This window comes from Pseudomonas sp. RT4P38 (genome assembly GCF_054897765.1).
Genome location: NZ_CM142703.1, coordinates 5,466,488 through 5,489,264, shown reverse-complemented (window position 1 = coordinate 5,489,264; position 22,777 = coordinate 5,466,488). Strand labels below are relative to the sequence as shown.

Sequence of the window (22,777 nt, the reverse complement as noted above, 5' to 3'; positions counted from 1 at the left end):
CATCACGGAATGGGAACTCGCGTCTTTTTTCAGCGCGTATTTGGCCCAAGCGTCAGGGTGTTGGCCTGGCCATCACTCGGGGGAATCCTTTCCTTAGTCATGATGAATCGGCCAATATTCGGTGATCTTTAATCAAAAGGAGGCTAAATGATGGCAGCGTTACCTTCACTTGGGTTTGCCGGAATCGGCCTGATGGGTTTGCCGATGTGCCGGCGCCTGCTGGCGGCGGGTTATCCGCTGACCGTGTGGAACCGCAATCCGGCCAAGTGCGCGCCGCTGGTCGAAGCCGGCGCCCGGCAAGTCGCCACGCCTGCGCAACTGTGTCAGCACGCCGACGTGGTGATGTTGTGCCTGGCGGATACTTCGGTGGTTCGAGAGGTGATTTTTGGCTCGGCTGGCATTGCCGAGGGGGCGAAAAGGGGGCAAGTGCTGGTGGACTTTTCCAGTCTGGAACCCACGGCGACCCGGGAAATGGCCGAGGCGCTGATCAACACCACCGGCATGAGTTGGATGGATACGCCTGTGTCTGGCGGTGTGTCCGGTGCCGAGGCTGGCAGCCTGGCGATCATGGTGGGTGGCACAACGGCAGATCTTGAGCGTGTGCGCTCGGTGTTGTTGACCCTTGGCCAGCGCGTGACGCACATGGGGGCTGTCGGAGCAGGGCAGGTGACCAAGGTTTGCAATCAGATGATTGTCGCCTGCAATGCGCTGGTGATCGCCGAAGTGATGGCTTTGGCTGAACGCTCCCAGGTCAATGCCGGCATGATTGCCGAGGCACTGGCCGGCGGTTTCGCCGATTCAAAACCCTTGCAGATTCTCGCCCCGCAAATGGCCGACAGCCGTTTCGAGCCCGTGAAGTGGCACGTACGCACGCTGCTCAAGGATCTGGATGCTGCGGTGAAATTTTCCCGCGAACAGGGTTCGGCCACACCGATCAGTGGATTGGCCGCACAACTGATGCGACTGCATGGGGCCCAGGGTTTTTTGGAGAAAGATCCGTCAACGTTAGTGCAGTTATACCGCGAGCCAGGCTCAAGGAACTGACCGTGTGCGGGTGCTTGCGCTGGTTGATTTCGTTCAGTACCGGGCGTAATTCTTCCAGCGGTACCGGGCGGCTGAGCAGGTAACCCTGGACGAAATCGCTGCCCTGGCGTTCGAGAAAGTCATATTGCTCGAAGGTCTCGACGCCCTCGGTGACCACCTGCAAATGCAGGGTGTGCGCCATGACGATGATCGCCTGGACGATCTCCATGTCCTGCGTTGCCTTGGGAATGTCCTGAATGAAAGAGCGATCGATCTTCAGTGTGTTCAGCGGCAGGCGCTTGAGGTAGGCCAAGGATGAGTAGCCGGTGCCAAAATCGTCGATCGACAATGAAACCCCGAGGGCGCGGATCTGCCGCAGCAGCATCAGGGTGTTGGCGATGTTGCCCATCAGCGCGTTCTCCGTGACCTCCAGCTCCAGGCGCTCGGGCGCAACCCCGGCCACGCGCAGGGCGTATTCGATTTCGTCGGCCAATTCCTCGCGCGCCAGGTTCAGCGGCGAGCAGTTCACCGCAATCTTCAGTTCTTCACAGCCGTGGCGGGACAACTCGCCCAGGTCTTCACAGGCCTTGCGCAGTACCCAGTTGTCCAGTTCGGCGATCAACCCGTTGGCCTCAGCGATGCCGATAAAGCGCTCCGGCGTGAGTAAGCCGTGAATCGGGTGTTGCCAGCGAATCAGCGCTTCCAGTTTGGTGACCTGGCCGCTTTTCAGGTCGTAGATCGGTTGGTAATGGATCATCAGCCCCGTGTCTTCGCGCAGGGCATGGCGCAGTTCTTCTTCCAGTTGCAGTTCCATCGTAGCCCGGGTCCTGAGGCTCGAACTGAAGAAATGCAGGCTGTTGCGGCCGCTGCCTTTGGACTGATACAGCGCCAGGTCGGCGTTTTTCAGCAGTTCTTCGCACGTCTTGCCGTCTTCGGGGAACAGGCTGATGCCGATGCTGGTGGTCATGACCATGCGCCGGCCGGACAGCTCGATGGGTTCCTTCATTTTCAGCATGATGCGCTGGGCCATGTGCCGGGCTTCTTCACGGTCGTGCAGGCCGATGAGAATGCAGAACTCGTCGCCACCAAAGCGCGCCACCACGTCGTCGTGGCTGCGTACCGAGCTTTTGATATGGCTGGCCAGGACCTTGAGCAATTCGTCGCCGGCGTCGTGGCCGAGGCTATCGTTGATGCGCTTGAAATGGTCGATGTCGAGGAACAGCACCGCCAGCATGCCTCCCTCGTTGGTTTTCTCGATCAGTTTCTCGGCAAAGATCTGATTGAAGCCGCGGCGGTTGATCAGGTTGGTAAGGGCGTCATAGTGCGCCACCTGTTGCAGCGACATGCGCGCCTGATCCAGTTGACTAAGCAGAGCATTGACCCGTCGCAGGTCGTGCTCCTTGTTTTGTAGTTTCTTGTCGGCCAGTGCCGCGCTGATGCAGCTACCGATGATCAACAGGGCCATGATCGCCACCGTTAGCCCCAGTTGCAGGTGGTTGTTTTCAGCGGGTAGCATCGGCAGGCTGCCGGTGGGCAGCACCAGAGTCAGCGCGGCCATGCCAGTGAAATGCATGCTGACGATACCGGCCCCGAGCACCAGGCTGGCGGTGAATTTTACCAGTGGGTGATGCAAACCGGTGCCATCGCGCAGGTGACTGGAAATCAACAGGGCGGCGAGGCTGGCGCCAATCGCGATCACGATGGAGAGGACGAACAGGGCGGGGTTGTAATAGGCCGTTGCAACCGAACGCATGGCAGCCATGCCCACATAGTGCATGGTCGCGATGCCCAGACCGATCCAGACCGCGGCCCGCAGGTACTGCCAGAAATTGAGGTCAGGATGACTGAGCGTGTGCATCGCCAGCCACGAAGCGGTCAGGGCGAACAACAGCGAGAGCAGAGTGATGGGCAGTTGGTAATGAATTTCGACCGGCGCCTGGAATGCCAGCATGCTGATGAAATGCATGGCCCAGATCCCGCCCGCCAGGCAACCGGCGCCGACCCAGCGCCAGAGCCGTTTCGAAGCGATTTTTTCGGCGTGACCCACCCGTTCGGCCATGTCCAGTGTGGCAAAGCTGCCGACACAGGCGACCATATAAGCCAGTAACACCAGAAAAGGGTCATGTGCGCAATTGAGTATTACCTGCCCGCTTTTCGGAAGCTCGGTAATGAAAAGCAAACCAAGCCACTCCATAGCATGCCCCATCTTGTCATCCTGGCTGCGCCATGAACGCTGGCGAATGCTTTGGAGTATAGAGGGCGTGTAAAGAGTGCAAGCGATAGTGGCACATTGGCCGCAACCATTTTGGAATGAGCGTTAGAGTGTTTGGAAATAAACTGTTGCACAGGCTGCGACATCTTCCATGGGCGGATATCAGCTTTACAAATAATGACAGACAGCTCTGGCGGGCCTGACTAAATTGCAGGTTCCGGGCTCGGATGCGCTGGCAGTGAAGCCCCAATAACAATAAAAGAGACGGACCCATGCAGAACTCGACCCAAGCGGCGAATGCCTGGCGCATTCTGTTCCTGCTGTTCCTCGCCAACCTGTTCAACTTCTTCGACCGCACGATCCCCGCCATCATCATCGAGCCGATCCGCATGGAATGGCACCTCAGCGACTTTCAACTGGGGATCATCGGTACCGCATTCACCCTCGTTTATGCCATTGCCGGCCTGCCTCTGGGACGGATGGCCGATACCGGTTCGCGCAGCAAATTGATGGGCTGGGGCCTGGCGGCCTGGAGCGGGCTAACGGCGGTCAACGGACTGGTGGGGAGTTTCTGGGCTTTCCTGATCGTGCGCATGGGCATCGGCATCGGTGAAGCCAGTTACGCACCGGCCGCCAACTCGCTGATCGGCGACCTGTTCCCGGCCCACCGCCGGGCGCGGGCGATGGGCATTTTCATGCTCGGGCTGCCCTTGGGGCTGCTGCTGGCATTCTTCACCATTGGCTGGATGGTCAAGGTGTTCGACAGCTGGCGCGCGCCGTTCTTTATCGCGGCAGTGCCGGGGTTGATTCTGGCGATCTTCATGTTCTACATCAAAGAACCGAAACGCGGCGCCGCAGAGAGTGTGCAGGTTTCTCAGGAACGCGTAGACCGGCCGATCCGTCGGGTGCTGGCAGTGCCGACTTTCCTGTGGCTGGTAATGGCGGGGCTGTGCTTCAACTTCGCCACGTATGCCTGCAACTCGTTTCTGGTGCCGATGCTGCAGCGCTATTTCCTGATGCCGTTGCAGGAAGCGGCGGTGGCGACAGGGGTGATTGTCGGCGTGACCGGGTTGTTCGGCCTGACACTGGGCGGTTGGGTGGCTGACAAGATTCACCAGCGGGTGGCCAATGGGCGACTGTTGTTTGCCGCGTTCAGCTTGATCATCTCGACGGTGTGTACGGCTTGGGCACTGCATTCCGGGCGGATCGAGATCGGGGTATTTGTGGCGGTGTTCAGTGTGGGCTGGTTGTTTGCCTACAACTTCTACACCTGCGTTTACACCGCCATTCAGGACGTAGTCGAGCCGCGCTTGCGGGCCACGGCCATGGCGTTGTTCTTTGCCGGGCTGTACTTGCTGGGCGGTGGGTTGGGGCCGGTGGTGGTCGGCGCCTTGTCCGACCACTTTGCGCATACGGCGATGCTCTCGGCGGGTGCTGAACAGATGACTGAGGCGTTCAAGGCTGTCGGCTTGCATGACGCGATGTACCTGATCCCGGTGGCGCTGTTTTTCACCATGGTATTTCTATTCCTGGCTTCGCGGTGTTTTGTGCGCGATGCCAAGCGGATGAAGGAAGGGTTGGTGGCGATGGTTGAGCCGCAAATTCCGGCGGTCACTGCGTAAATGATCGTTCCCACGCGGAGCGTAGGAACGATCAGCAGACAAAAAAAGGCCCGCATCGCTGCGGGCCTTCTTTGTTTTAGCGGGGCAGAGCAGGGACTTAACCCGCCACCAGCACCCGAATCGCTTCCAGTCGCAACGCAGCCTTATCGAGCATGGCCAGGCCTTGCTCGCGCTGTTTGCGCAGGGCAACCAGTTCGCTGTCGCGCACCGTCGGGTTGACCGCTTGCAAGGCGGTCAGGCGCGCCAGTTCTTCGTCGGTGTCGGCGGCCAGACGACGTTGCGCCTCAGCCACGCGCTCGGCGTGACGCGGGAATATCTTCTCTTCGCCAGCGTTGATCCGTGGCGTCAGCTGATCGCGCTGAGCCTGGATGAACTTGTTGGCGCTGGCGCGCGGTACGCTTTCCAGCTGATCGTTAAGGGTTTCGAACGAGACCCGGGTCGACAGGTCGTTGCCATTGGCATCGAGCAGGCAGCGCAGGGCGGCCGGCGGCAGGTAACGGCCCAGTTGCAGCGAGCGCGGGGCAACCACTTCGCTGACGTAAAGCAGTTCCAGCAACACGGTGCCAGGTTTCAGTGCCTTGTTCTTGATCAGCGCCACGGCGGTGTTGCCCATGGAACCGGACAAGACCAGGTCCATGCCGCCCTGAACCATCGGGTGTTCCCAGGTAATGAACTGCATGTCTTCGCGAGACAGCGCCTGGTTGCGGTCGTAAGTGATGGTCACGCCTTCGTCGTCGCCCAGCGGGAAGCTGGCATCGAGCATTTTTTCGCTCGGCTTGAGGATCAGTGCGTTTTCCGAGTGATCTTCGCTGTCGATGCCGAACGCGTCGAACAGGGTTTCCATGTAGATCGGCAGGGCGAACTGGTCGTCTTGCTCGAGGATGTCCTCGACCAGCGCATCACCTTCGCCAGCGCCGCCGGAGTTGAGTTCCAGCAAGCGGTCACGGCCGCTGTGCAACTCGCCTTCCAGACGCTCGCGCTCGGCGCGGGCTTCGTCGATCAGCGCTTGCCACTCGCCGTCGTCGGCGTTTTCCAGCAACGGCAGCAGGCGCGGGCCGAACTGGTGCTGCAAGGCATTGCCGGTCGGGCAGGTGTTGAGGAATGCGTTCAATGCTTCGTGGTACCACTGAAACAGCCGCTCTTGCGGGCTGGTTTCCAGGTACGGCACGTGCACTTCGATGATGTGCTTCTGGCCGATCCGGTCCAGACGACCGATACGCTGCTCCAGCAGGTCTGGGTGCGACGGCAGATCGAACAGCACCAGGTGGTGCGAGAACTGGAAGTTGCGACCTTCACTGCCGATTTCCGAGCAGATCAGCACTTGTGCGCCAAATTCTTCGTCGGCGAAGTAGGCGGCGGCGCGGTCACGCTCGAGGATGTTCATGCCTTCGTGGAACACCGTGGCCGGGATGCCGGAACGCACGCGCAGGGCGTCTTCCAGGTCCATGGCGGTTTCGGCGTGGGCACAGATCACCAGCACTTTGGTGCGCTTGAGCATCTTCAGGGTGTCGATCAGCCACTCGACGCGGGGGTCGAATTTCCACCAGCGCTCTTCTTCATTGGCGTCCGGCTGGGCCTGGAAGCTGACTTCCGGGTACAGCTCGGCGTGATCGCCCAATGGCAGTTCGAGGTATTCGTCGGGGCACGGCAGCGGGTACGGGTGCAGTTTGCGCTCCGGAAAACCCTGCACGGCGGCGCGGGTGTTGCGGAACAGCACGCGGCCGGTGCCGTGGCGGTCGAGCAGTTCGCGGACCAGACGGGCGCTGGCTTCGATGTCGCCATCGTTGACGGCGGCCAGCAGGGCTTCGCCTTCGTTGCCGAGGAAACCGTGAATGGTTTTGTGCGCTTCAGGCGACAGTCGCCCCTTGTCCAGCAGCTCCTGGACGGCTTCGGCCACCGGGCGATAGTTTTCACTCTCGGCACGGAAGGCGTGCAGGTCATGGAAACGGTTCGGGTCGAGCAGGCGCAGCCGCGCGAAGTGGCTGTCCTGGCCCAGTTGTTCCGGGGTCGCGGTCAGCAGCAGGACGCCCGGGATCGTTTCAGCAAGCTGCTCGACGAGGGTGTATTCGGGGCTGGCCTTTTCTTCGTGCCAGACCAAGTGGTGAGCTTCGTCGACGACCATCATGTCCCAACCCGCGGCGAACAGCGCGTCCTGGGCCTTCTCGTCGTCCACCAGCCACTCGAGTGCAACCAGCGCGAGCTGGGTGTCTTCAAACGGGTTGGCAGCATCGCTTTCGATGAAGCGTTCTTCGTCGAACAGCGCGACTTGCAGGTTGAAGCGGCGGCGCATCTCGACCAGCCACTGGTGCTGAAGGTTCTCCGGAACCAGGATCAGCACACGGTTGGCGCGGCCCGAGAGCAGTTGGCGATGGATGATCAGGCCGGCTTCGATGGTTTTCCCCAGGCCCACTTCGTCCGCCAGCAGAACCCGTGGCGCGATGCGGTCGGCGACCTCACGGGCGATGTGCAACTGGTGCGCGATCGGTTGCGCACGCACGCCACCCAGGCCCCAAAGGGAGGACTGCAATTGGCGGCTGGTGTGTTCCAGGGTGTGGTAACGCAGGGAGAACCAGGCCAGCGGGTCAATTTGACCGGCGAACAAACGGTCGCTGGCCAGACGGAACTGAATGAAGTTCGACAGTTGGGTTTCCGGCAGGGTGACCACTTCGTTCTGCCCGTTAAGGCCGTGGTAGACCAGCAGGCCGTCGACGTCGTCGACTTCTTGTACGGTCAGTTTCCAGCCTTCGAAGTGAGTGATCGAGTCACCCGGCGAAAACCGCACGCGGGTGAGGGGCGCATTCCGTAGCGCGTACTGGCGAGTGTCGCCAGTGGCCGGGTAGAGCACGGTCAACAAGCGGCCGTCCTGTGCCAGAACGGTGCCTAAACCCAGCTCGGCTTCGCTGTCACTGATCCAGCGTTGCCCCGGTTGATACTGCTGCGCCATGCTGCCTGACTCCCACCTTGAAAAAGCGGGCTATCTTAACGGAATCGGGCCTGCAGACCAAAGGTTTACATGCATAGGCGCTGCCGACGTCGGACGATCTTTTGATCTTCGGGAACACTTGAGTTCTGCGTTGTCCGATGAAAGATCGCAGCGGGCGGCAGCACCTACAGTGCCAACCGGGTCACAATTTGCGACCGATGGCTCAAGTCACCATCCCCGCAGCCGACAGCTTGCTGACAGGAGACTAATAATTATGCTGCCACCGATGCTCCCCTTGAGTGCCGTGCCGATCACCTCACAGCAGGATCCGATTCGCCAGCGGCCGGATATTCCACCCGTGGTGCCGGTGCAGGAAAGCTCCAGCGAAAGCACTATCGACCTGCAAAAACGCGATCCCGAAGAAGCCGCCTTGCAGCTACGCGAGGAGCAGCGCCGGCAGCAGGAGCGTGACCGACGTCGCCGTGAAGCTGATGAAGATCCCGAAGAGCACCTGGCGATTCCCGGGGACGAGCTCAACGCCGACAATACCGTGCCGGTGGCGCCATTGATGGACGATCAGCCTCGGCAAGGGTTGTGGGTCGATATTCAGATTTGAGGTGGCGGCTGGTCAGCGATGCGATCAGACCGCATTATTGGCACATCCTTGCCTGCCGATACGGCAGCTGAATTTCACCACAAGCGATGCACTGAGCACCATGAGCCAAGACGACAAGCTGATCGACCTCAACTCCGAACGCGCCAAGCGGGTTCATGACCTTAATGAAAAGCGTCTGAACGAAGTACGCCAGGCGTTCGAGCAAGCCCTGCCGTTGGGTAAAGCGAAGAAGAAGCCGAAGAACAAACCGAAAAAGCGTTGAAACACCCTGCATTGGTTGATGCAGGTCAGTTATTCCCCCTCCTTTACGCCCAGTCTCGGGCGACATTGATCCCGGTCAATTTTTTCTCCTGCCTGATTGGTTAACTTAGCCCTATCGCAACAAGGCAACCGCAGGAGGCCAGTCATGTTTTTCGACAACGTGGTGATCGCCGGAGTGCTGACTGTCGGCCTCATGGTTATGTTTTTTGCAGGGTTTGGATTTTTTATCTGGAAGGATTCGCATAAGCGCAAGCCGTAGGTCTTTCTGGAAGCAATGAGCACGCAAGGCATTTTGGGCAACTTCGGTTGCCCTTTTTTTTGTGTCTGAAAATCTATCGGAATACGCACCTGATCGTTCCCACGCTCTGCGTGGGAATGCCTCAAGGGACGCTCCGCGTTCCAGCTCTCGAAAGGGACGCGGAGCGTCCCGGGCTGCATTTCCACGCAGAGCGAGGGAACGATCTATACCGAAATGCGGGCAATAAAAAGGCGCGAACCTCACGGAACGCGCCTTTTTTGTGCGGCTATGTATCAGCTGCCCAGTGCCTTCGATGCCAGCCAGAACAGGCCGGCCGACAAGGCCACGGTCGCTGGCAAGGTAAGGACCCAGGCCAGCAGGATGGTTCTGACGGTGCCGCCCTGCAGGCCGCTTTTGTTGGCAACCATGGTGCCAGCCACGCCTGATGACAGAACGTGGGTGGTGGACACCGGCAGGCTGAAGATGTTGGCCATGCCGATCAGGGTCGCGGTAGTGATCTGTGCCGACATGCCTTGGGAGTAAGTCATGCCCTGCTTGCCGATCTTCTCGCCGATGGTCAGTACCACGCGTTTCCAGCCGACCATGGTACCCAGGCCGAGGGCCAGGGCGACCGCCAGGATCACCCAGAATGGGGCGTATTCGGTGGTGGTGGTCAGGTCTTTGCGCAGCTTGTTCAGGTCAGCTTTTTCACGGGCGTCGAGGCCTGGCAGCTTGCCGACTTTCTTCGCCGTGTCGTCCAGGCAGAGCAGATAACGACGCACTTCGATGCGGCTTTCCGCCGGTAGCGAGTGGTAGTCTGCTACACCTTTAAGGGTGCCGAGCAGGGCGGTGATGGTCGGTTCGGTCTGTTGCGGGTTGCAACGGAATTTCTCCGGCAGATCGCCTTCCACGCTTTTGCCCAGGGCCAGGTATTCACCCAGTGTTGCGGCGTTGCGCTTATAGAACTGGCTCAGGTGCAAGGTCGCATCGCGTGTCCGCTCGATCTGATAGGTGGTGCTGCCCAGGTCGAGTACGAACTGCGCCGGGACAATACCGATCAGCACCAGCATGATCAAGCCGATACCTTTCTGGCCATCGTTGGAGCCGTGCACAAAGCTCACGGCCATCGCCGAAATCACCAGCACCAGGCGGTTCCAGAACGGCGGGTGTTTCTTGTCATCGATCTTGCGGCGCTGTTCCGGCGTCTTGTGCATCTTCGACAGCGGACGCCACCATTTAAGGCTGATCAATATCAGGGCTGCGACCAGGAAGCCGGCCATCGGCGAGAACACCAGGGAGGCACCGATATCGATCGCTTTCTGCCAGTTCACACCATCGGCCAACGGAATATCGTTGATCAACGCGTTGGCCAGGCCAACACCGAGGATCGACCCGATCAGCGTATGGGAGCTGGAAGCCGGGATACCGAAGTACCAGGTGCCCAGGTTCCAGGTGATGGCGGCGGCGAGCAGCGAGAACACCATGGCCAGCCCGTGACCGGTGTTCACATTGATCAGCAACTCTACCGGCAGCAGGTGGACGATGGCATACGCCACGCCGACACCGCCCAGCAGCACGCCAAGAAAGTTGAACACACCGGAAAAGAACACTGCCAGATGAGGCGGCATGGCTTTGGTGTAGATAACAGTGGCCACCGCGTTAGCGGTGTCATGAAAGCCGTTGATGAACTCGAAGGCAAGGACAAAGGCCAGGGCGAGCAAGAGGCTCACAAGCACCCAAGCATCCAGTCCGCTGAATAAATCGATCATGAAGGTTTTCTGACCCGGTCGTAAGGGGGCGCGATTATGCCAGAAAAGACTGCTAATCGATGCACTAGGTGCTCATCGGTAACATTCTTCAATGAATTAGTTTGTGACGACAGCCTAAGCCCCAGGTTTTTACGGGGTTTTGCAAGTCATTGAATTCTTTGAAAAGGCCGCAGCCACAAGGGTTCCTCTCGTAGGGAGGAGAGGCTTGAACGCTTGTGCGAAACATCTGAAAAGAGGGCCAGACACGAGCCACTTGCCTCATCCGACAGGTGAGGTGGCCGCTGCCCGCTCATAGCGGGCGCGATAGGCATCATCAATACATCCCGCTTTTAGCGGGTGCAGACGCAGACCCTTGAAAGAATTCAGGCCAAGGCCGTTATGGCTCTTCGGCTTTGAGTTCCTTTTCCATTTTCTGCAATTCCTGAGTGAAAGCCTGATCCTGAACGGTGGCGCGTTTACGCCAGGGTTTGCGCTCTGGTTCGGGCTGAGCGGCGTAGGTGGTGACTTCCCCGCCGTAAACTTCCTTGTAACGTTGTTCCTGGCGCTCAAGTTCCGCGCGCAGTTCGTCTTTCGTCACAGTGCTACCTGATTGAGTTGAGATTAATTCTGGTGAAACGCGCTACATCAAACGTATTGACCACGCTCGCCGAAAGGACAAGGCCGGTGAAGGCATCGTTTTTACGGCATTGTGATCAATACTTCCATGTTGCAGGCGGCCACGGCACCAGAGATAAACAGCTGACGTAGCATCAGTTTCCTGTTTCAGCGAACGCTTTGGCGAAGCATATGAATGAGCGTCAGGCGCTTGCTGCGGGCAGCGGCAATGGAACATCGCGCTACCAGGTGGCGAATCGGCAATTAAAAACCGGTCGCCACTGATTTGCATTATAGCGGTCGATTCGAAGAACACTATCGCCAAAGAGTTAAAAGTGGGTCTTGATGTGTGATTGTTTGGGTACTCGCAACTTTTACGGCTAACTAGGTCGTTCCGCGTCGCCGACTTTACAGTGATGTCTTTCTGACGCCATTAAGTCGAATAAGTTACGGTAATTACATGGACCCTTTTAGTCTGCGTCCGAGCCAGTGTAAAGATAGGTAATAGGGGGTGCAAACCCGTTCAATAGTCGGTTGGCCCAGATGATAGTCGATTGCGATTATCGGTCGATGGTTCGATAATCGAACAGTCTTGGTTGCCAGGGCTTGTGTGAGAGGCCGGATGCCGCTTGTAATAGCCGCTGATCCGTGCGGGAAAAGGACCTTATATGAACGATCAAATGCGCAATTCCTTCGCTTCAGTGGCGCCGCCGATCGTTGCCTCGCCCGCCAAGCGGATCCAGGCACTGACCGGCGACCCCGATTTCATGACGTCCCTCGCCCGAGGCCTGGCTGTGGTGCAAGCGTTCCAGGAACGCAAACGGCACCTCACCATTGCCCAGATCAGCCACCGTACCGAAATTCCCCGCGCCGCTGTGCGACGTTGCCTGCACACGCTGATCAAACTCGGCTACGCCACCACCGACGGCCGCACGTATTCGCTGCTACCCAAAGTGCTGACGCTCGGCCATGCCTATGTGTCCTCGACTCCGCTGGCGGTTTCTGCCCAGCCCTACCTGGACCGCATGAGCGAGCAACTCCATGAAGCTTGCAACATGGCTACTCTGGAGGGCGATGACATCTTGTACATCGCTCGTTCGGCCACCACTCAGCGATTGATTTCCGTCGACCTGTCGGTGGGTGGACGTCTGCCCGCCTATTGCACTTCGATGGGTCGGATTCTTCTCGCGGCGCTGGACGATTCGTCACTGCGCGAGTACCTCGATCATGCAGAGCTGCAAGCCAAGACCAGCCGTACCCTGCACACCCCCGAGGCGTTGCTCGAATGCCTGCAAGAGGTGCGACGGCAAGGTTGGTGCATCGTCGATCAGGAACTGGAACAGGGCCTGCGCTCGATTGCCGTTCCCGTGTACGACGCTTCCGGGCAAGTGGTCGCAGCGCTGAACGTCAGTACCCACGCTGGCCGGGTCAGCCGCAACGAGCTGGAGCAGCGCTTTCTTCCGGGCCTTCTGAGCGCCAGCCGCGACCTTAGCGCACAACTCTTCGCCTGAACCGTCCACTAAGTTGTTCGATAAACGCACAGACTCGCGTTTATCGAATTGACGCTCTTTCCCCAAGATCACTAATGTCGCGGCAGCGTCAGCCTTGACTGGCACCTGTCCAACTGCGTTCTTTGCGTGGAATAAAAATAATGAACCAGCCTCAGTCTGCTGTAGGAAACTGCCTCGACGTGCAGTCTTTCATCAATGCTCAACCCATTTCGCGCTACCAGTGGCGAGTGCTCATCCTGTGTTTTCTGATTGTTTTCCTCGATGGCCTCGACACCGCGGCCATGGGCTTCATCGCGCCCGCCCTCACACAGGATTGGGGCATCGACCGCGCCAGCCTTGGGCCGGTGATGAGCGCTGCGCTGATCGGCATGGTCTTCGGCGCACTGGGTTCTGGCCCGTTGGCTGACCGCTTCGGGCGAAAAGTCGTACTGGTGGGCGCGGTATTGTTGTTCGGCGCTTTCAGTTTGGCCTCGGCTTACAGCACCAACGTCGATCAGCTGCTGGTGCTGCGTTTCCTCACCGGCCTGGGCCTTGGCGCCGGCATGCCGAACGCCACGACGCTCCTGTCCGAATACACCCCTGAGCGAAAGAAATCCCTGTTGGTGACCAGCATGTTCTGCGGCTTCAATCTCGGCATGGCGGGCGGCGGTTTCATTTCCGCCAAGCTGATCCCGGCCTTTGGCTGGCACAGCCTGCTGCTGATCGGCGGGATCCTGCCGTTGATCCTCGCAGTCGTTCTGTTCTTCTGGCTGCCGGAATCGGCGCGCTACCTCGTAGTCCGCAATCGCGGCACCGACAAGGTGCGCAAGACTTTGGCGCCCATCGACCCGACGGTCGTTGCCCAGGCTTCCAGCTTCAGCGTGCCAGAACAGAAAACCGTGAAGGCCCGCAACGTTTTCGCAGTGATCTTCTCCGGCACCTACAGCACCGGCACCTTGTTGCTGTGGCTGACTTACTTCATGGGGCTGGTGATCGTTTATTTGCTGACCAGTTGGCTGCCGACGCTGATGCGTGACAGTGGCGCGAGTATGGAGAACGCGGCGTTTATTGGCGCGTTGTTCCAGTTTGGTGGGGTATTGAGCGCGGTGGGTGTGGGCTGGGCGATGGATCGGTTCAATCCGCACAAGGTTATCGGCATTTTCTATCTACTCGCCGGGGTGTTTGCCTACGCGGTAGGGCAAAGCCTGGGCAACATCACGCTGCTGGCGACGTTGGTGCTGGTGGCCGGGATGTGTGTCAACGGCGCGCAATCGGCGATGCCTTCACTGGCGGCGCGGTTTTATCCGACCCAGGGGCGGGCGACCGGGGTGTCGTGGATGCTCGGGATTGGCCGCTTCGGTGCAATTCTCGGTGCCTGGATGGGCGCAACACTACTGGGCCTTGGCTGGAACTTTGAGCAGGTGCTGACAGCGCTGGTGATTCCAGCGGCATTGGCGACCACGGCGGTGGTGATCAAGGGCATGGTCAGTCATGCGGATGCGACCTGAGTCCAAGGGGCAGAAGATCGGTAGCCAGACAACAATCTGTTCGATAAACGAACACTTAGTCGATTATCGGATTGTTTGGCGTTTTTTAGGGGCTTACTCTTCAGTCATTCCGGCGCTGCGCATCGCGCCTTTTTCTTCGACTGTCGGTTCATAACAAAACAGGAGCCTGCCCCATGGCTGAAATCCTTTCGCTGCACGACGCGGTGAAGCAATTCGTTAACGACGGCGATACGGTCGCGCTCGAAGGCTTCACTCACCTGATCCCTACGGCGGCGGGTCACGAAATCATTCGCCAGGGCAAGAAAGACCTGACCCTGGTGCGGATGACGCCTGACCTGGTCTACGACCAGTTGATCGGCGCCGGTTGTGCTCGCAAGCTGATTTTCTCCTGGGGCGGCAACCCGGGCGTCGGTTCGCTGCACCGCCTGCGTGACGCCGTCGAGAAGCAGTGGCCACACGCGCTGGAAATCGAAGAACACAGCCACGCCGACCTGGCCAATGCCTACGTCGCTGGCGCATCCGGCCTACCGTTCGCGGTGCTGCGTGCCTACGCCGGCTCCGACCTGCCGAAGGTCAACCCGCTGATCAAAACCGTCACCTGCCCATTCACTGGCGAAGTATTGGCGGCCGTGCCTTCGGTGCGCCCGGACATCACCGTGATTCACGCACAGAAAGCCGACCGCAAAGGCAACGTGCTGCTCTGGGGCATTCTCGGCGTACAGAAAGAAGCGGCGTTGGCTGCCAAGCGCTGCATCGTTACCGTCGAGGAAATCGTCGACGACCTCAATGCACCGATGAACTCGTGTGTTCTGCCGACGTGGGCGTTGAGCGCGGTCTGCCACGTTCCTGGCGGTGCGCACCCGTCCTACGCTCACGGCTACAACGAGCGTGATAACCGTTTCTACCAGGCCTGGGACCCGATTGCCCGCGACCGTGAAACCTTCACCGCGTGGATCAACGAGTACATCCACGGCTGCGCTGACTTCAGCGAGTTCCAGGCCAAACTGGCCGCTGCTTCGGAGGCGAAGTAATGACTTACACCACCAATGAAATGATGACCGTCGCCGCTGCCCGCCGCCTGAAAAACGGTTCGGTGTGCTTCGTTGGTATCGGCCTGCCGTCGAAAGCCGCCAACCTGGCGCGTCTGACGTCCTCGCCGGACGTCGTCCTGATCTACGAATCGGGTCCGATCGGTGCCAAGCCGAGCGTACTGCCGCTGTCTATCGGTGACGGCGAGCTGGCGGAAACCGCCGATACCGTCGTCCCGACCGGTGAGATTTTTCGCTACTGGTTGCAGGGCGGGCGCATCGACGTCGGTTTCCTTGGCGCCGCGCAAGTCGACCGCTTTGGCAATATCAACACCACAGTGGTGGGCGACTACCATCAGCCGAAAGTCCGCCTGCCGGGTGCCGGTGGTGCGCCGGAGATCGCGGGCTCGGCCAAAAGTGTGCTGATCATCCTCAAGCAGTCGGCGCGTTCCTTTGTCGACAAACTCGACTTCATTACCTCGGTTGGCCATGGCGAGGGCGGCGATTCTCGCAAGCGTCTCGGACTGCCGGGCGCCGGACCGGTCGGCATCATCACTGACCTGTGCATCATGGAACCGGAAGCCGGCACCCATGAATTCGTGGTCACCGCGCTGCACCCTGGCGTGACCTGTGAGCAAGTGGTCGCTGCCACCGGTTGGGCGATTCGTTTTGCCGAGACGGTTGAAAACACCGCAGAGCCGACGGTCGTCGAACTGACGGCGCTCAGGGATCTGGAAGCCCGCACTGCCGCGGCCCACGGCCAAGCACCCGGAGAAGCCTGATGCGCGACGTTTATATCTGCGACGCGATTCGCACCCCCATCGGCCGTTTCGGCGGTGGCCTGTCGGCGGTTCGCGCCGACGACCTGGCCGCCGTGCCGATCAAGGCGCTGATGGAGCGCAACCCGTCGGTCGACTGGAGCGCGGTGGACGAGGTGTTCCTCGGTTGCGCCAACCAGGCCGGCGAAGACAACCGCAACGTAGCGCGCATGGCGTTGTTGCTGGCGGGCCTGCCGGACACCATTCCGGGCGTGACCCTCAATCGCCTCTGCGCCTCGGGTATGGATGCCATCGGCACCGCTTTCCGGGCCATCGCCAGTGGCGAGATGGAGCTGGCGATTGCTGGCGGCGTCGAGTCGATGTCCCGCGCACCGTTCGTGATGGGCAAGGCGGATGCGGCGTTCTCGCGCAACATGAAGCTGGAAGACACCACCATCGGCTGGCGTTTTATCAACCCGTTGATGAAAGCCCAATACGGCGTGGATGCGATGCCGCAGACCGCCGACAACGTGGCTGACGATTACGAAGTTTCCCGCGCCGATCAGGACGCTTTCGCACTGCGCAGTCAGCAGCGGACAGCCGCCGCGCAGGCCGCAGGATTTTTCGCGGAAGAAATCGTTGAAGTGCGCATTGCCCACAAGAAGGGTGAAAGTGTCGTCAGCCAGGATGAGCATCCTCGCGCCGACACCACGCTGGAAACCCTGGCCAAACTCAAACCGGTCAACGGTCCCGACAAAACCGTCACCGCCGGCAATGCTTCCGGGGTGAACGACGGTGCGGCGGCATTGATTCTGGCCTCTGGCGATGCGGTGAAGAAACACGGTCTGACCGCCCGCGCCAAAGTGCTGGGCATGTCCAGCGCCGGTGTTGCACCACGGGTCATGGGCATCGGTCCGGTGCCTGCAGTGCGAAAATTGATCGAGCGCCTCGGTCTGGCCGTCAGCGATTTCGACGTGATCGAACTCAACGAAGCGTTCGCCAGCCAGGGTTTGGCGGTGCTGCGTGAACTGGGACTGGCGGACGACGCAGCCCAAGTCAACCCGAACGGTGGCGCCATTGCCTTGGGCCACCCGTTGGGCATGAGCGGTGCGCGTCTGGTACTGACCGCGCTGCATCAGCTGGAAAAGACCGGTGGCAAGAAAGGTCTGGCGACCATGTGCGTCGGCGTGGGCCAGGGTCTGGCCTTGGCGATCGAACGGGTCTGACGCGCAGCGTTGATGAATAAGAACTGAGGAATGCTTCATGACTGACAAGCCTGGTTACCGCCGCCCGCAAGAGGGCACCCAGCCGGAATACCTGCACCCGGCCTATCAATCCACCAACCTTCGCTCGCCGTCCAAGCCGTTGGTGTTTTTGCCCCATTCGCTGTCGGAAATTACCGGTCCGACCATCGGCGCCGAGCGCATTCAAGCGCAGGACAACGACCTGACCGCCCAGCATAAGGGTGAGCCACTGGGTGAGCGCATCATCATTCACGGCCGCGTGCTGGATGAAGATGGTTTGCCGGTGCCGGGGATTCTGGTGGAGATCTGGCAAGCCAACGCTGCCGGTCGCTACAACCATGATCGCGACCTGCACGATGCGCCGCTGGACCCGAACTTTACCGGCACCGGCCGCACCGTGACCGACGCCGATGGCGGGTACCAGTTCCAGACCATCAAGCCCGGCGCCTATCCGTGGGGCAACCACCACAACGCGTGGCGCCCGGCGCACATCCATTTCTCACTGTTCGGGCCGAGCATTCTGACGCGCCTGGTCACGCAGATGTATTTCCCGGGCGATCCTTTGCTGGCCTATGACCCGATCTACAACTGCGTACCGGACACCAGCGCCAAAGAGCGCTTGATCGCCAGTTTCGACCTGGAAAAAACCATCCCTTCCTATGCCCTCGGTTATCGCTGGGACATCGTCTTGCGCGGCCGCGAAGCCACGCCGATGGAGAAATAAGATGACGCTGAATGCGACCACATCCCACACCGTCGGGCCGTATTACCACATCGGCCTGACCTGGCTGAACCGCGAAGACCTGACCGTCGAACAAACCCTGGGCGAGCGCGTGGCGATTACCGGGCAAGTCATCGATGGCAACGGCGACGTCGTCAACGACGCGATGCTGGAAGTCTGGCAAGCCAACGCCGCCGGCAAGTACGACCACCCCGAAGACGATCAGGACAAACCCCTGGACCCAAACTTCGAAGGGTTTGGCCGGGTGCCGGTGGATGCAGAAGGGCGCTTCCGCTTCACCACGATCAAACCGGGCACGGTGGAAGGCTTGAAAGGCACGACCCAGGCGCCACATCTGGTGGTGCTGGTGTTTGCTCGCGGGTTGGTGAAGCACTTGCTGACGCGGATTTACTTTGATGGCGAACCGGCCAACGTGGCGGATCCGCTTCTTGAGTGCGTGCCGGCTGAACGCCGCAATACCTTGCTGGCGAAGCAGGATACTTCGGGTGTGTATCAGTGGAATGTGATCCTGCAAGGGACGGATGCCGAGACGGTGTTCTTCGATTATTGAGTGATGAAGGCTCTGCTGGTCAGGGAGATTTTGTAGCGAGGGGGCTTGCCCCCTCGCTACAGAGATTGCATTGCCAGGCGAAGTATTGCACAACGACCTTTGATTTCTACGCGTAGGCCTGGCTGGCCCACGCCTGCAGGGACTGTTTATGAAAGAGCGACCGGGCAATCAATTGTTCGATGCCTATTTCACTGCACGCGGTATGCGTGAGGTGTTCTGCGATCAGGGTCGGGTTCAAGCGATGCTTGATTTCGAAGCGGCACTGGCCCGGGCCGAGGCGCGGGTCGGGTTGATCCCGCAAGCAGCTGTCGCGCCCATTGAAGCGGCCTGTCAGGCCGGGCATTACGACTTCGCCGCTCTCGGCGAGGCGATTGCCGCGGCCGGCAATTCGGCTATTCCGTTGGTCAAGGCGCTGGGTAAACAGATCGCGGCCAACAATGCCGAAGCCGAGCGCTATGTGCATCTGGGCGCGACCAGCCAGGACGTGATGGACTCAGGTTTGGTGCTGCAACTGCGCCGGGCGCTAGCGCTGATCGAAAGCGATCTGGCGCAACTGGGCGAAACTCTCGCGACTCAAGCCTTGCGTTACGTCGCCACACCGCTGGCCGGGCGCACCTGGTTGCAGCACGCGACGCCGGTCACCCTCGGCATGAAAATCGCCGGTTGGCTGGGTGCTGTCACTCGCAGCCGTCAACGTCTGCTGGAACTCAAACCGCGACTGCTGGTGCTGCAATTCGGCGGCGCCTCCGGAACCCTCGCGGCCCTTGGCGAGCAGGCGATGCCGATTGCCGAAGCGCTGGCTGAAGAATTGAAATTGGTACTGCCGGAACAGCCTTGGCACACCCAGCGAGATCGCTTGGTGGAGTTCGGCTCGGTATTGGGATTGATCGCCGGCAGCCTTGGCAAACTGGGTCGCGACATCAGCCTGTTGATGCAGACCGAAGCGGCTGAAGTGTTCGAACCCTCGGCGCCGGGCAAGGGCGGTTCGTCGACCATGCCGCACAAACGCAACCCGGTAGGCGCGGCGGTGCTGATCGGCGCTGCAACGCGGGTTCCGGGTTTGCTCTCGACCCTGTTCAGCGCCATGCCTCAAGAACACGAGCGCAGCCTGGGCCTGTGGCATGCCGAGTGGGAAACCCTGCCGGAGATTTGCTGCCTGGTGTCCGGCAGCCTGAAACAAGCGTTACTGGTGGCAGAGGGACTGGAAGTGGACGCGGAGCGCATGACCCGCAACCTCGATCTGACCCAGGGCCTGGTGCTCGCCGAAGCGGTGAGTATCGTCCTCGCGCAACGAGTGGGGCGCGACACGGCGCACCATTTGCTGGAGCAATGTTGCAAGCGCGCGGTGGCCGAACAACGTCATCTGCGAGCGGTGCTCGGCGACGAGCCGCAAGTGACCGCCGAACTGTCGGATGCTGAACTCGATCGTCTGCTGGACCCCGCCCATTACCTCGGTCAGGCCCATACCTGGGTCGAGCGAGCGGTGGCTGAACATTCCGCGTTGACTGCCTGAAGGAGATTGCTGTGGCTTTCGTACAACTCGCCGAGGGCGAACTGCACTACCAAATTCAAGGGCCGCAACTCGATGGCCCGGACGATGCGCCGGTGCTGGTGCTGGCCAACTCGCTGGGGACCGACCTGCACATGTGGGACGCGCAGATTGCGGCGTTAACCGAGCATTTTCGCGTGCTGCGTTTCGACACCCGTGGTCATGGCAAATCGCTGGTCACGCCGGGGCCGTACAGCATCGAACAACTGGGCCATGACGTGTTGGCGCTGCTGGATGCGTTGCACATCGAGCGTGCGCATTTCTGCGGTCTGTCGATGGGCGGTTTGATTGGTCAGTGGCTGGGGATCAACGCCGGCCAGCGTCTGCACAAATTGGTGGTGTGCAACACCGCAGCGAAAATCGGTGATCCGTCGGTATGGAACCCGCGGATTGAAACCGTGCTGCGTGACGGTCCGGCCGCCATGGTCGCACTGCGTGATGCGTCGATTGCGCGCTGGTTCACTGCGGATTTTGCTGAAGCCAATCCTGCTGCCGCGAAAAAGATTACTGACATGCTCGCCGCCACCTCGCCTGAAGGTTATGTCGCGAACTGTGCTGCCGTGCGCGATGCAGACTTCCGCGATCAACTGTCCTCGATCAAGGTGCCGCTGCTGGTCATCGCCGGCACCGAAGACGCGGTGACGCCGCCGTCCGGCGGGCACTTCATTCAGGACCACGTGCAGGGCGCCGAATACGCCGAGTTCTATGCGGCGCACCTGTCCAACGTCCAGGCCGGTGCTGCGTTCAGCGAACGGGTTCTGGCATTTTTGTCAGGCCATTGAGGGTTTTTTTGTGGACGAGAAACAACGTTACGACGAAGGCCTGAAAGTCCGACGTGCAGTACTCGGCGACGCCCATGTCGACCGCAGCCTGAACGCGATGACCGAGTTCAACTCGGAGTTTCAGGAGATGATCACCCGTCACGCCTGGGGCGACATCTGGACCCGTCCGGGGCTGCCGCGTCACACCCGCAGCCTGATCACGATCGCTATGCTGATCGGCATGAACCGCAATGAGGAACTCAAACTGCATCTGCGCGCCGCCGCCAACAACGGCGTGACCCGCGGCGAGATCAAGGAAGTGATCATGCAGAGCGCGATCTATTGCGGCATTCCGGCAGCGAACGCGACGTTCCACCTGGCGGAGTCGGTGTGGGATGAGTTGGGGGTTGAATCGCGGGAGTGATTGCGGGGAGATTGATCGTTCCCACAGCGTGGGAACGATCAATGCAGATGTTTACAACAAGCTGATCGGATAGCTGACGATCAACCGGTTCTCATCGAACTCGTTGTTGCTGAAGTCGCGGCGAATGGTCGAGTTGCGCCATTTGAGGTTCAGGTCTTTGAGCGCGCCACTCTGCACGGTGTAGCCCAGTTCGCTTTCGCGGCCCCATTCCTTGCCGTCGGTGAGGGTACCGGTGTGGACGTTGTCGCCGCTGATGTAGCGGTTCATCAGGGTCAGGCCCGGTACGCCCACGGCAACGAAGTTGTAGTCGTGGCGCACTTGCCAGGATTTTTCTTTGGCATTGTCATAGCTTGAGTTATAGCTGTCGTTGGCCAGGGTGCCGCCGCTGGTGCCGTTGACCCGCATCCAGGCGCTGTCGCCGGTGAGTTTTTGCAGGCCGACATAGAAGGTGTTGCCGCCGTATTTGGCCGAGAACATGCCTGACCAGGTCTTGTTGTCCAGCTCGCCGGCCCGGGCGCTGCCGTCATCCTTGCCGTAGAAGAAACCGAGGTTGGCGCCCAGGGTCCAGTCGCCGATGGGCTGGCTGTGGATCAGGTTGATGTATTGCTGGCTGTAAATGTCTTTGAGTTCGGCGTTCCACAAACCAATTTGGGTGCGCTTTTCGTTGAAGGCGTATTCGCCGCCCTGGAAGTTGAAGCGGTCAGAGGTGAACGCCGTTTTGCCGACCATCGACATGTCGCTCATGCTGCTGTCGTCCCGCGGGCTGTTGGCGCGGAGCTGGCCGCCGTAGAGCGTCAGGCCGTCGATTTCCTTCGAGGTGATCTGGCCACCACGGAACGTTTGCGGCAGGGAGCGACCGTCGTCCGAACGCAGGATCGGCAGCACCGGCATCCATTCGCCAACCTTCACTTCGGTCTGCGACAGCTTGGCCTTGAACGCTACGTTGGTGCGACCGAAGTTGTCCGCCGGGCGACCGTCGTGATCCAGCGGCAGCAACTGCGTTCCGCCTGTGCCTTTACCGCCATCGAGTTTCACCGAGTACAGCCCCAGCACATCCATGCCGAACCCAAAGGTGCCCTGAGTAAACCCGGACTTGGCGTCGAGGATGAAGCTTTGTGTCCACTCTTCTGCCTTGCCCTGAGCTTTGGTCGGGTGGGTGAAGTTGCGGTTGATGTAGAAGTTGCGCAGGTTCAGGTTGACCTTGGCACCTTCGACAAAGCCTGACTCCTCGGCCATGGCGGGCAGCGCCGTACTGGCCAGTGCAACGGCGATGAGGCTGGGGAACACGTAGTGCGTGCTGGAAGGTGTCATGTGCTCGGGTCTCTCTAATTGTTAGGCGTGAAACGGGGCGCTGCCGCAACCTGGGGTTGCAGTCCAAAAAATTTGAAATCAGGATAAAAACGAACGGGATCAGCCGGACAGGGCAAGGCGCGGTGGCATGGTGTCGAACCTGTTGTTATTGGTC

20 protein-coding genes are annotated in these 22,777 nt (G+C 60.0%); 15 read left to right on the top strand and 5 right to left on the bottom strand.

What is annotated here, in order from left to right:
• The first annotated feature begins 147 nt into the window (after positions 1-147).
• Entirely contained in the window at positions 148-1,044 is an 897-nt protein-coding gene (locus ACYZT7_RS25475; protein WP_462038684.1) for an NAD(P)-dependent oxidoreductase, read from the top strand.
• Here ACYZT7_RS25475 and ACYZT7_RS25470 read toward each other — a convergent pair.
• On the bottom strand, positions 935-3,217 hold the full coding sequence (locus tag ACYZT7_RS25470; protein ID WP_462041863.1) for a putative bifunctional diguanylate cyclase/phosphodiesterase: 2,283 nt from the start codon (positions 3,215-3,217) through the stop codon (positions 935-937). The genes ACYZT7_RS25475 and ACYZT7_RS25470 overlap by 110 nt on opposite strands.
• Positions 3,218-3,507: 290 nt before the next feature.
• Between ACYZT7_RS25470 and ACYZT7_RS25465 the strand changes: the two genes are divergently transcribed.
• Positions 3,508-4,857: a spinster family MFS transporter gene (locus tag ACYZT7_RS25465; protein ID WP_462038683.1), complete on the top strand. Its 1,350-nt coding sequence runs from the start codon at positions 3,508-3,510 to the stop codon at positions 4,855-4,857.
• A 97-nt stretch (positions 4,858-4,954) separates the two neighbouring features.
• Here ACYZT7_RS25465 and rapA read toward each other — a convergent pair whose 3' ends face one another.
• Positions 4,955-7,801: an RNA polymerase-associated protein RapA gene (gene rapA, locus ACYZT7_RS25460; RefSeq protein WP_462038682.1), complete on the bottom strand. Its 2,847-nt coding sequence runs from the start codon at positions 7,799-7,801 to the stop codon at positions 4,955-4,957.
• 253 nt (positions 7,802-8,054) lie between these two features.
• Between rapA and ACYZT7_RS25455 the strand changes: the two genes are divergently transcribed.
• The 3 genes from ACYZT7_RS25455 to ccoM all read left to right on the top strand — a co-directional run bounded on the left by ACYZT7_RS25455 (position 8,055) and on the right by ccoM (position 8,916).
• Positions 8,055-8,396 carry an aspartate-semialdehyde dehydrogenase gene (locus tag ACYZT7_RS25455; RefSeq protein WP_449642614.1) on the top strand — a complete coding sequence of 114 codons (342 nt, stop codon included), beginning with the start codon at positions 8,055-8,057 and terminating at the stop codon, positions 8,394-8,396.
• A gap of 100 nt (positions 8,397-8,496) precedes the next feature.
• Positions 8,497-8,658 (top strand): hypothetical protein, encoded by a 162-nt coding sequence (locus tag ACYZT7_RS25450; RefSeq protein ID WP_262162692.1) that lies wholly within the window; start codon positions 8,497-8,499, stop codon positions 8,656-8,658.
• A 144-nt stretch (positions 8,659-8,802) separates the two neighbouring features.
• Positions 8,803-8,916, top strand: coding sequence for a cytochrome c oxidase subunit CcoM (ccoM, locus tag ACYZT7_RS25445; protein ID WP_282381713.1), 114 nt, complete (start codon positions 8,803-8,805; stop codon positions 8,914-8,916).
• Between the two features lie 272 nt (positions 8,917-9,188).
• On the opposite strand, the gene ACYZT7_RS25440 is transcribed toward ccoM, so the two are convergent.
• On the bottom strand, positions 9,189-10,664 hold the full coding sequence (locus ACYZT7_RS25440) for an inorganic phosphate transporter (protein WP_462038681.1): 1,476 nt from the start codon (positions 10,662-10,664) through the stop codon (positions 9,189-9,191).
• A 376-nt stretch (positions 10,665-11,040) separates the two neighbouring features.
• Complete coding sequence (locus tag ACYZT7_RS25435) at positions 11,041-11,241, bottom strand: hypothetical protein (protein WP_007935837.1); 201 nt, start codon at positions 11,239-11,241, stop codon at positions 11,041-11,043.
• A 685-nt stretch (positions 11,242-11,926) separates the two neighbouring features.
• Between ACYZT7_RS25435 and pcaR the strand changes: the two genes are divergently transcribed.
• The 10 genes from pcaR (at position 11,927) to pcaC (ending at position 21,312) form a co-directional block, all read left to right on the top strand.
• On the top strand, positions 11,927-12,769 hold the full coding sequence (gene pcaR, locus ACYZT7_RS25430; protein ID WP_462038680.1) for a pca regulon transcriptional regulator PcaR: 843 nt from the start codon (positions 11,927-11,929) through the stop codon (positions 12,767-12,769).
• Between the two features lie 140 nt (positions 12,770-12,909).
• Positions 12,910-14,256, top strand: a complete 1,347-nt coding sequence (locus ACYZT7_RS25425) for an aromatic acid/H+ symport family MFS transporter (protein ID WP_462038679.1) — start codon at positions 12,910-12,912, stop codon at positions 14,254-14,256.
• Positions 14,257-14,429: 173 nt separating this feature from the next.
• Positions 14,430-15,287, top strand: coding sequence for a CoA transferase subunit A (locus ACYZT7_RS25420; RefSeq protein ID WP_149417863.1), 858 nt, complete (start codon positions 14,430-14,432; stop codon positions 15,285-15,287).
• The gene (locus tag ACYZT7_RS25415) at positions 15,287-16,066 is read left to right on the top strand and encodes a CoA-transferase subunit beta (protein ID WP_462038678.1); all 780 of its coding nucleotides are present in this window, start codon (positions 15,287-15,289) and stop codon (positions 16,064-16,066) included. Before ACYZT7_RS25420 ends, ACYZT7_RS25415 begins: the two co-directional genes overlap by 1 nt.
• Entirely contained in the window at positions 16,063-17,268 is a 1,206-nt protein-coding gene (gene pcaF, locus ACYZT7_RS25410; protein ID WP_462041862.1) for a 3-oxoadipyl-CoA thiolase, read from the top strand. The genes ACYZT7_RS25415 and pcaF overlap by 4 nt, the downstream gene beginning before the upstream one ends.
• Positions 17,269-17,305: 37 nt before the next feature.
• The gene (pcaH, locus tag ACYZT7_RS25405) at positions 17,306-18,010 is read left to right on the top strand and encodes a protocatechuate 3,4-dioxygenase subunit beta (protein WP_449642610.1); all 705 of its coding nucleotides are present in this window, start codon (positions 17,306-17,308) and stop codon (positions 18,008-18,010) included.
• 1 nt (position 18,011) lies between these two features.
• Positions 18,012-18,578 (top strand): protocatechuate 3,4-dioxygenase subunit alpha, encoded by a 567-nt coding sequence (gene pcaG, locus ACYZT7_RS25400; protein WP_462038677.1) that lies wholly within the window; start codon positions 18,012-18,014, stop codon positions 18,576-18,578.
• Positions 18,579-18,726: 148 nt separating this feature from the next.
• Complete coding sequence (locus ACYZT7_RS25395; RefSeq protein ID WP_462038676.1) at positions 18,727-20,091, top strand: 3-carboxy-cis,cis-muconate cycloisomerase; 1,365 nt, start codon at positions 18,727-18,729, stop codon at positions 20,089-20,091.
• A gap of 11 nt (positions 20,092-20,102) precedes the next feature.
• Positions 20,103-20,909 (top strand): 3-oxoadipate enol-lactonase, encoded by an 807-nt coding sequence (pcaD, locus tag ACYZT7_RS25390; protein ID WP_462038675.1) that lies wholly within the window; start codon positions 20,103-20,105, stop codon positions 20,907-20,909.
• Positions 20,910-20,919: 10 nt separating this feature from the next.
• Positions 20,920-21,312 (top strand): 4-carboxymuconolactone decarboxylase, encoded by a 393-nt coding sequence (gene pcaC / locus ACYZT7_RS25385; protein WP_462038674.1) that lies wholly within the window; start codon positions 20,920-20,922, stop codon positions 21,310-21,312.
• A 51-nt stretch (positions 21,313-21,363) separates the two neighbouring features.
• Here the strand turns inward: pcaC and ACYZT7_RS25380 are convergent, their stop codons facing one another.
• A complete protein-coding gene (locus ACYZT7_RS25380) occupies positions 21,364-22,623 on the bottom strand; it encodes an OprD family porin (protein WP_462038673.1) in 1,260 nt (419 codons plus the stop codon).
• Between the last annotated feature and the right edge of the window lie 154 nt (positions 22,624-22,777).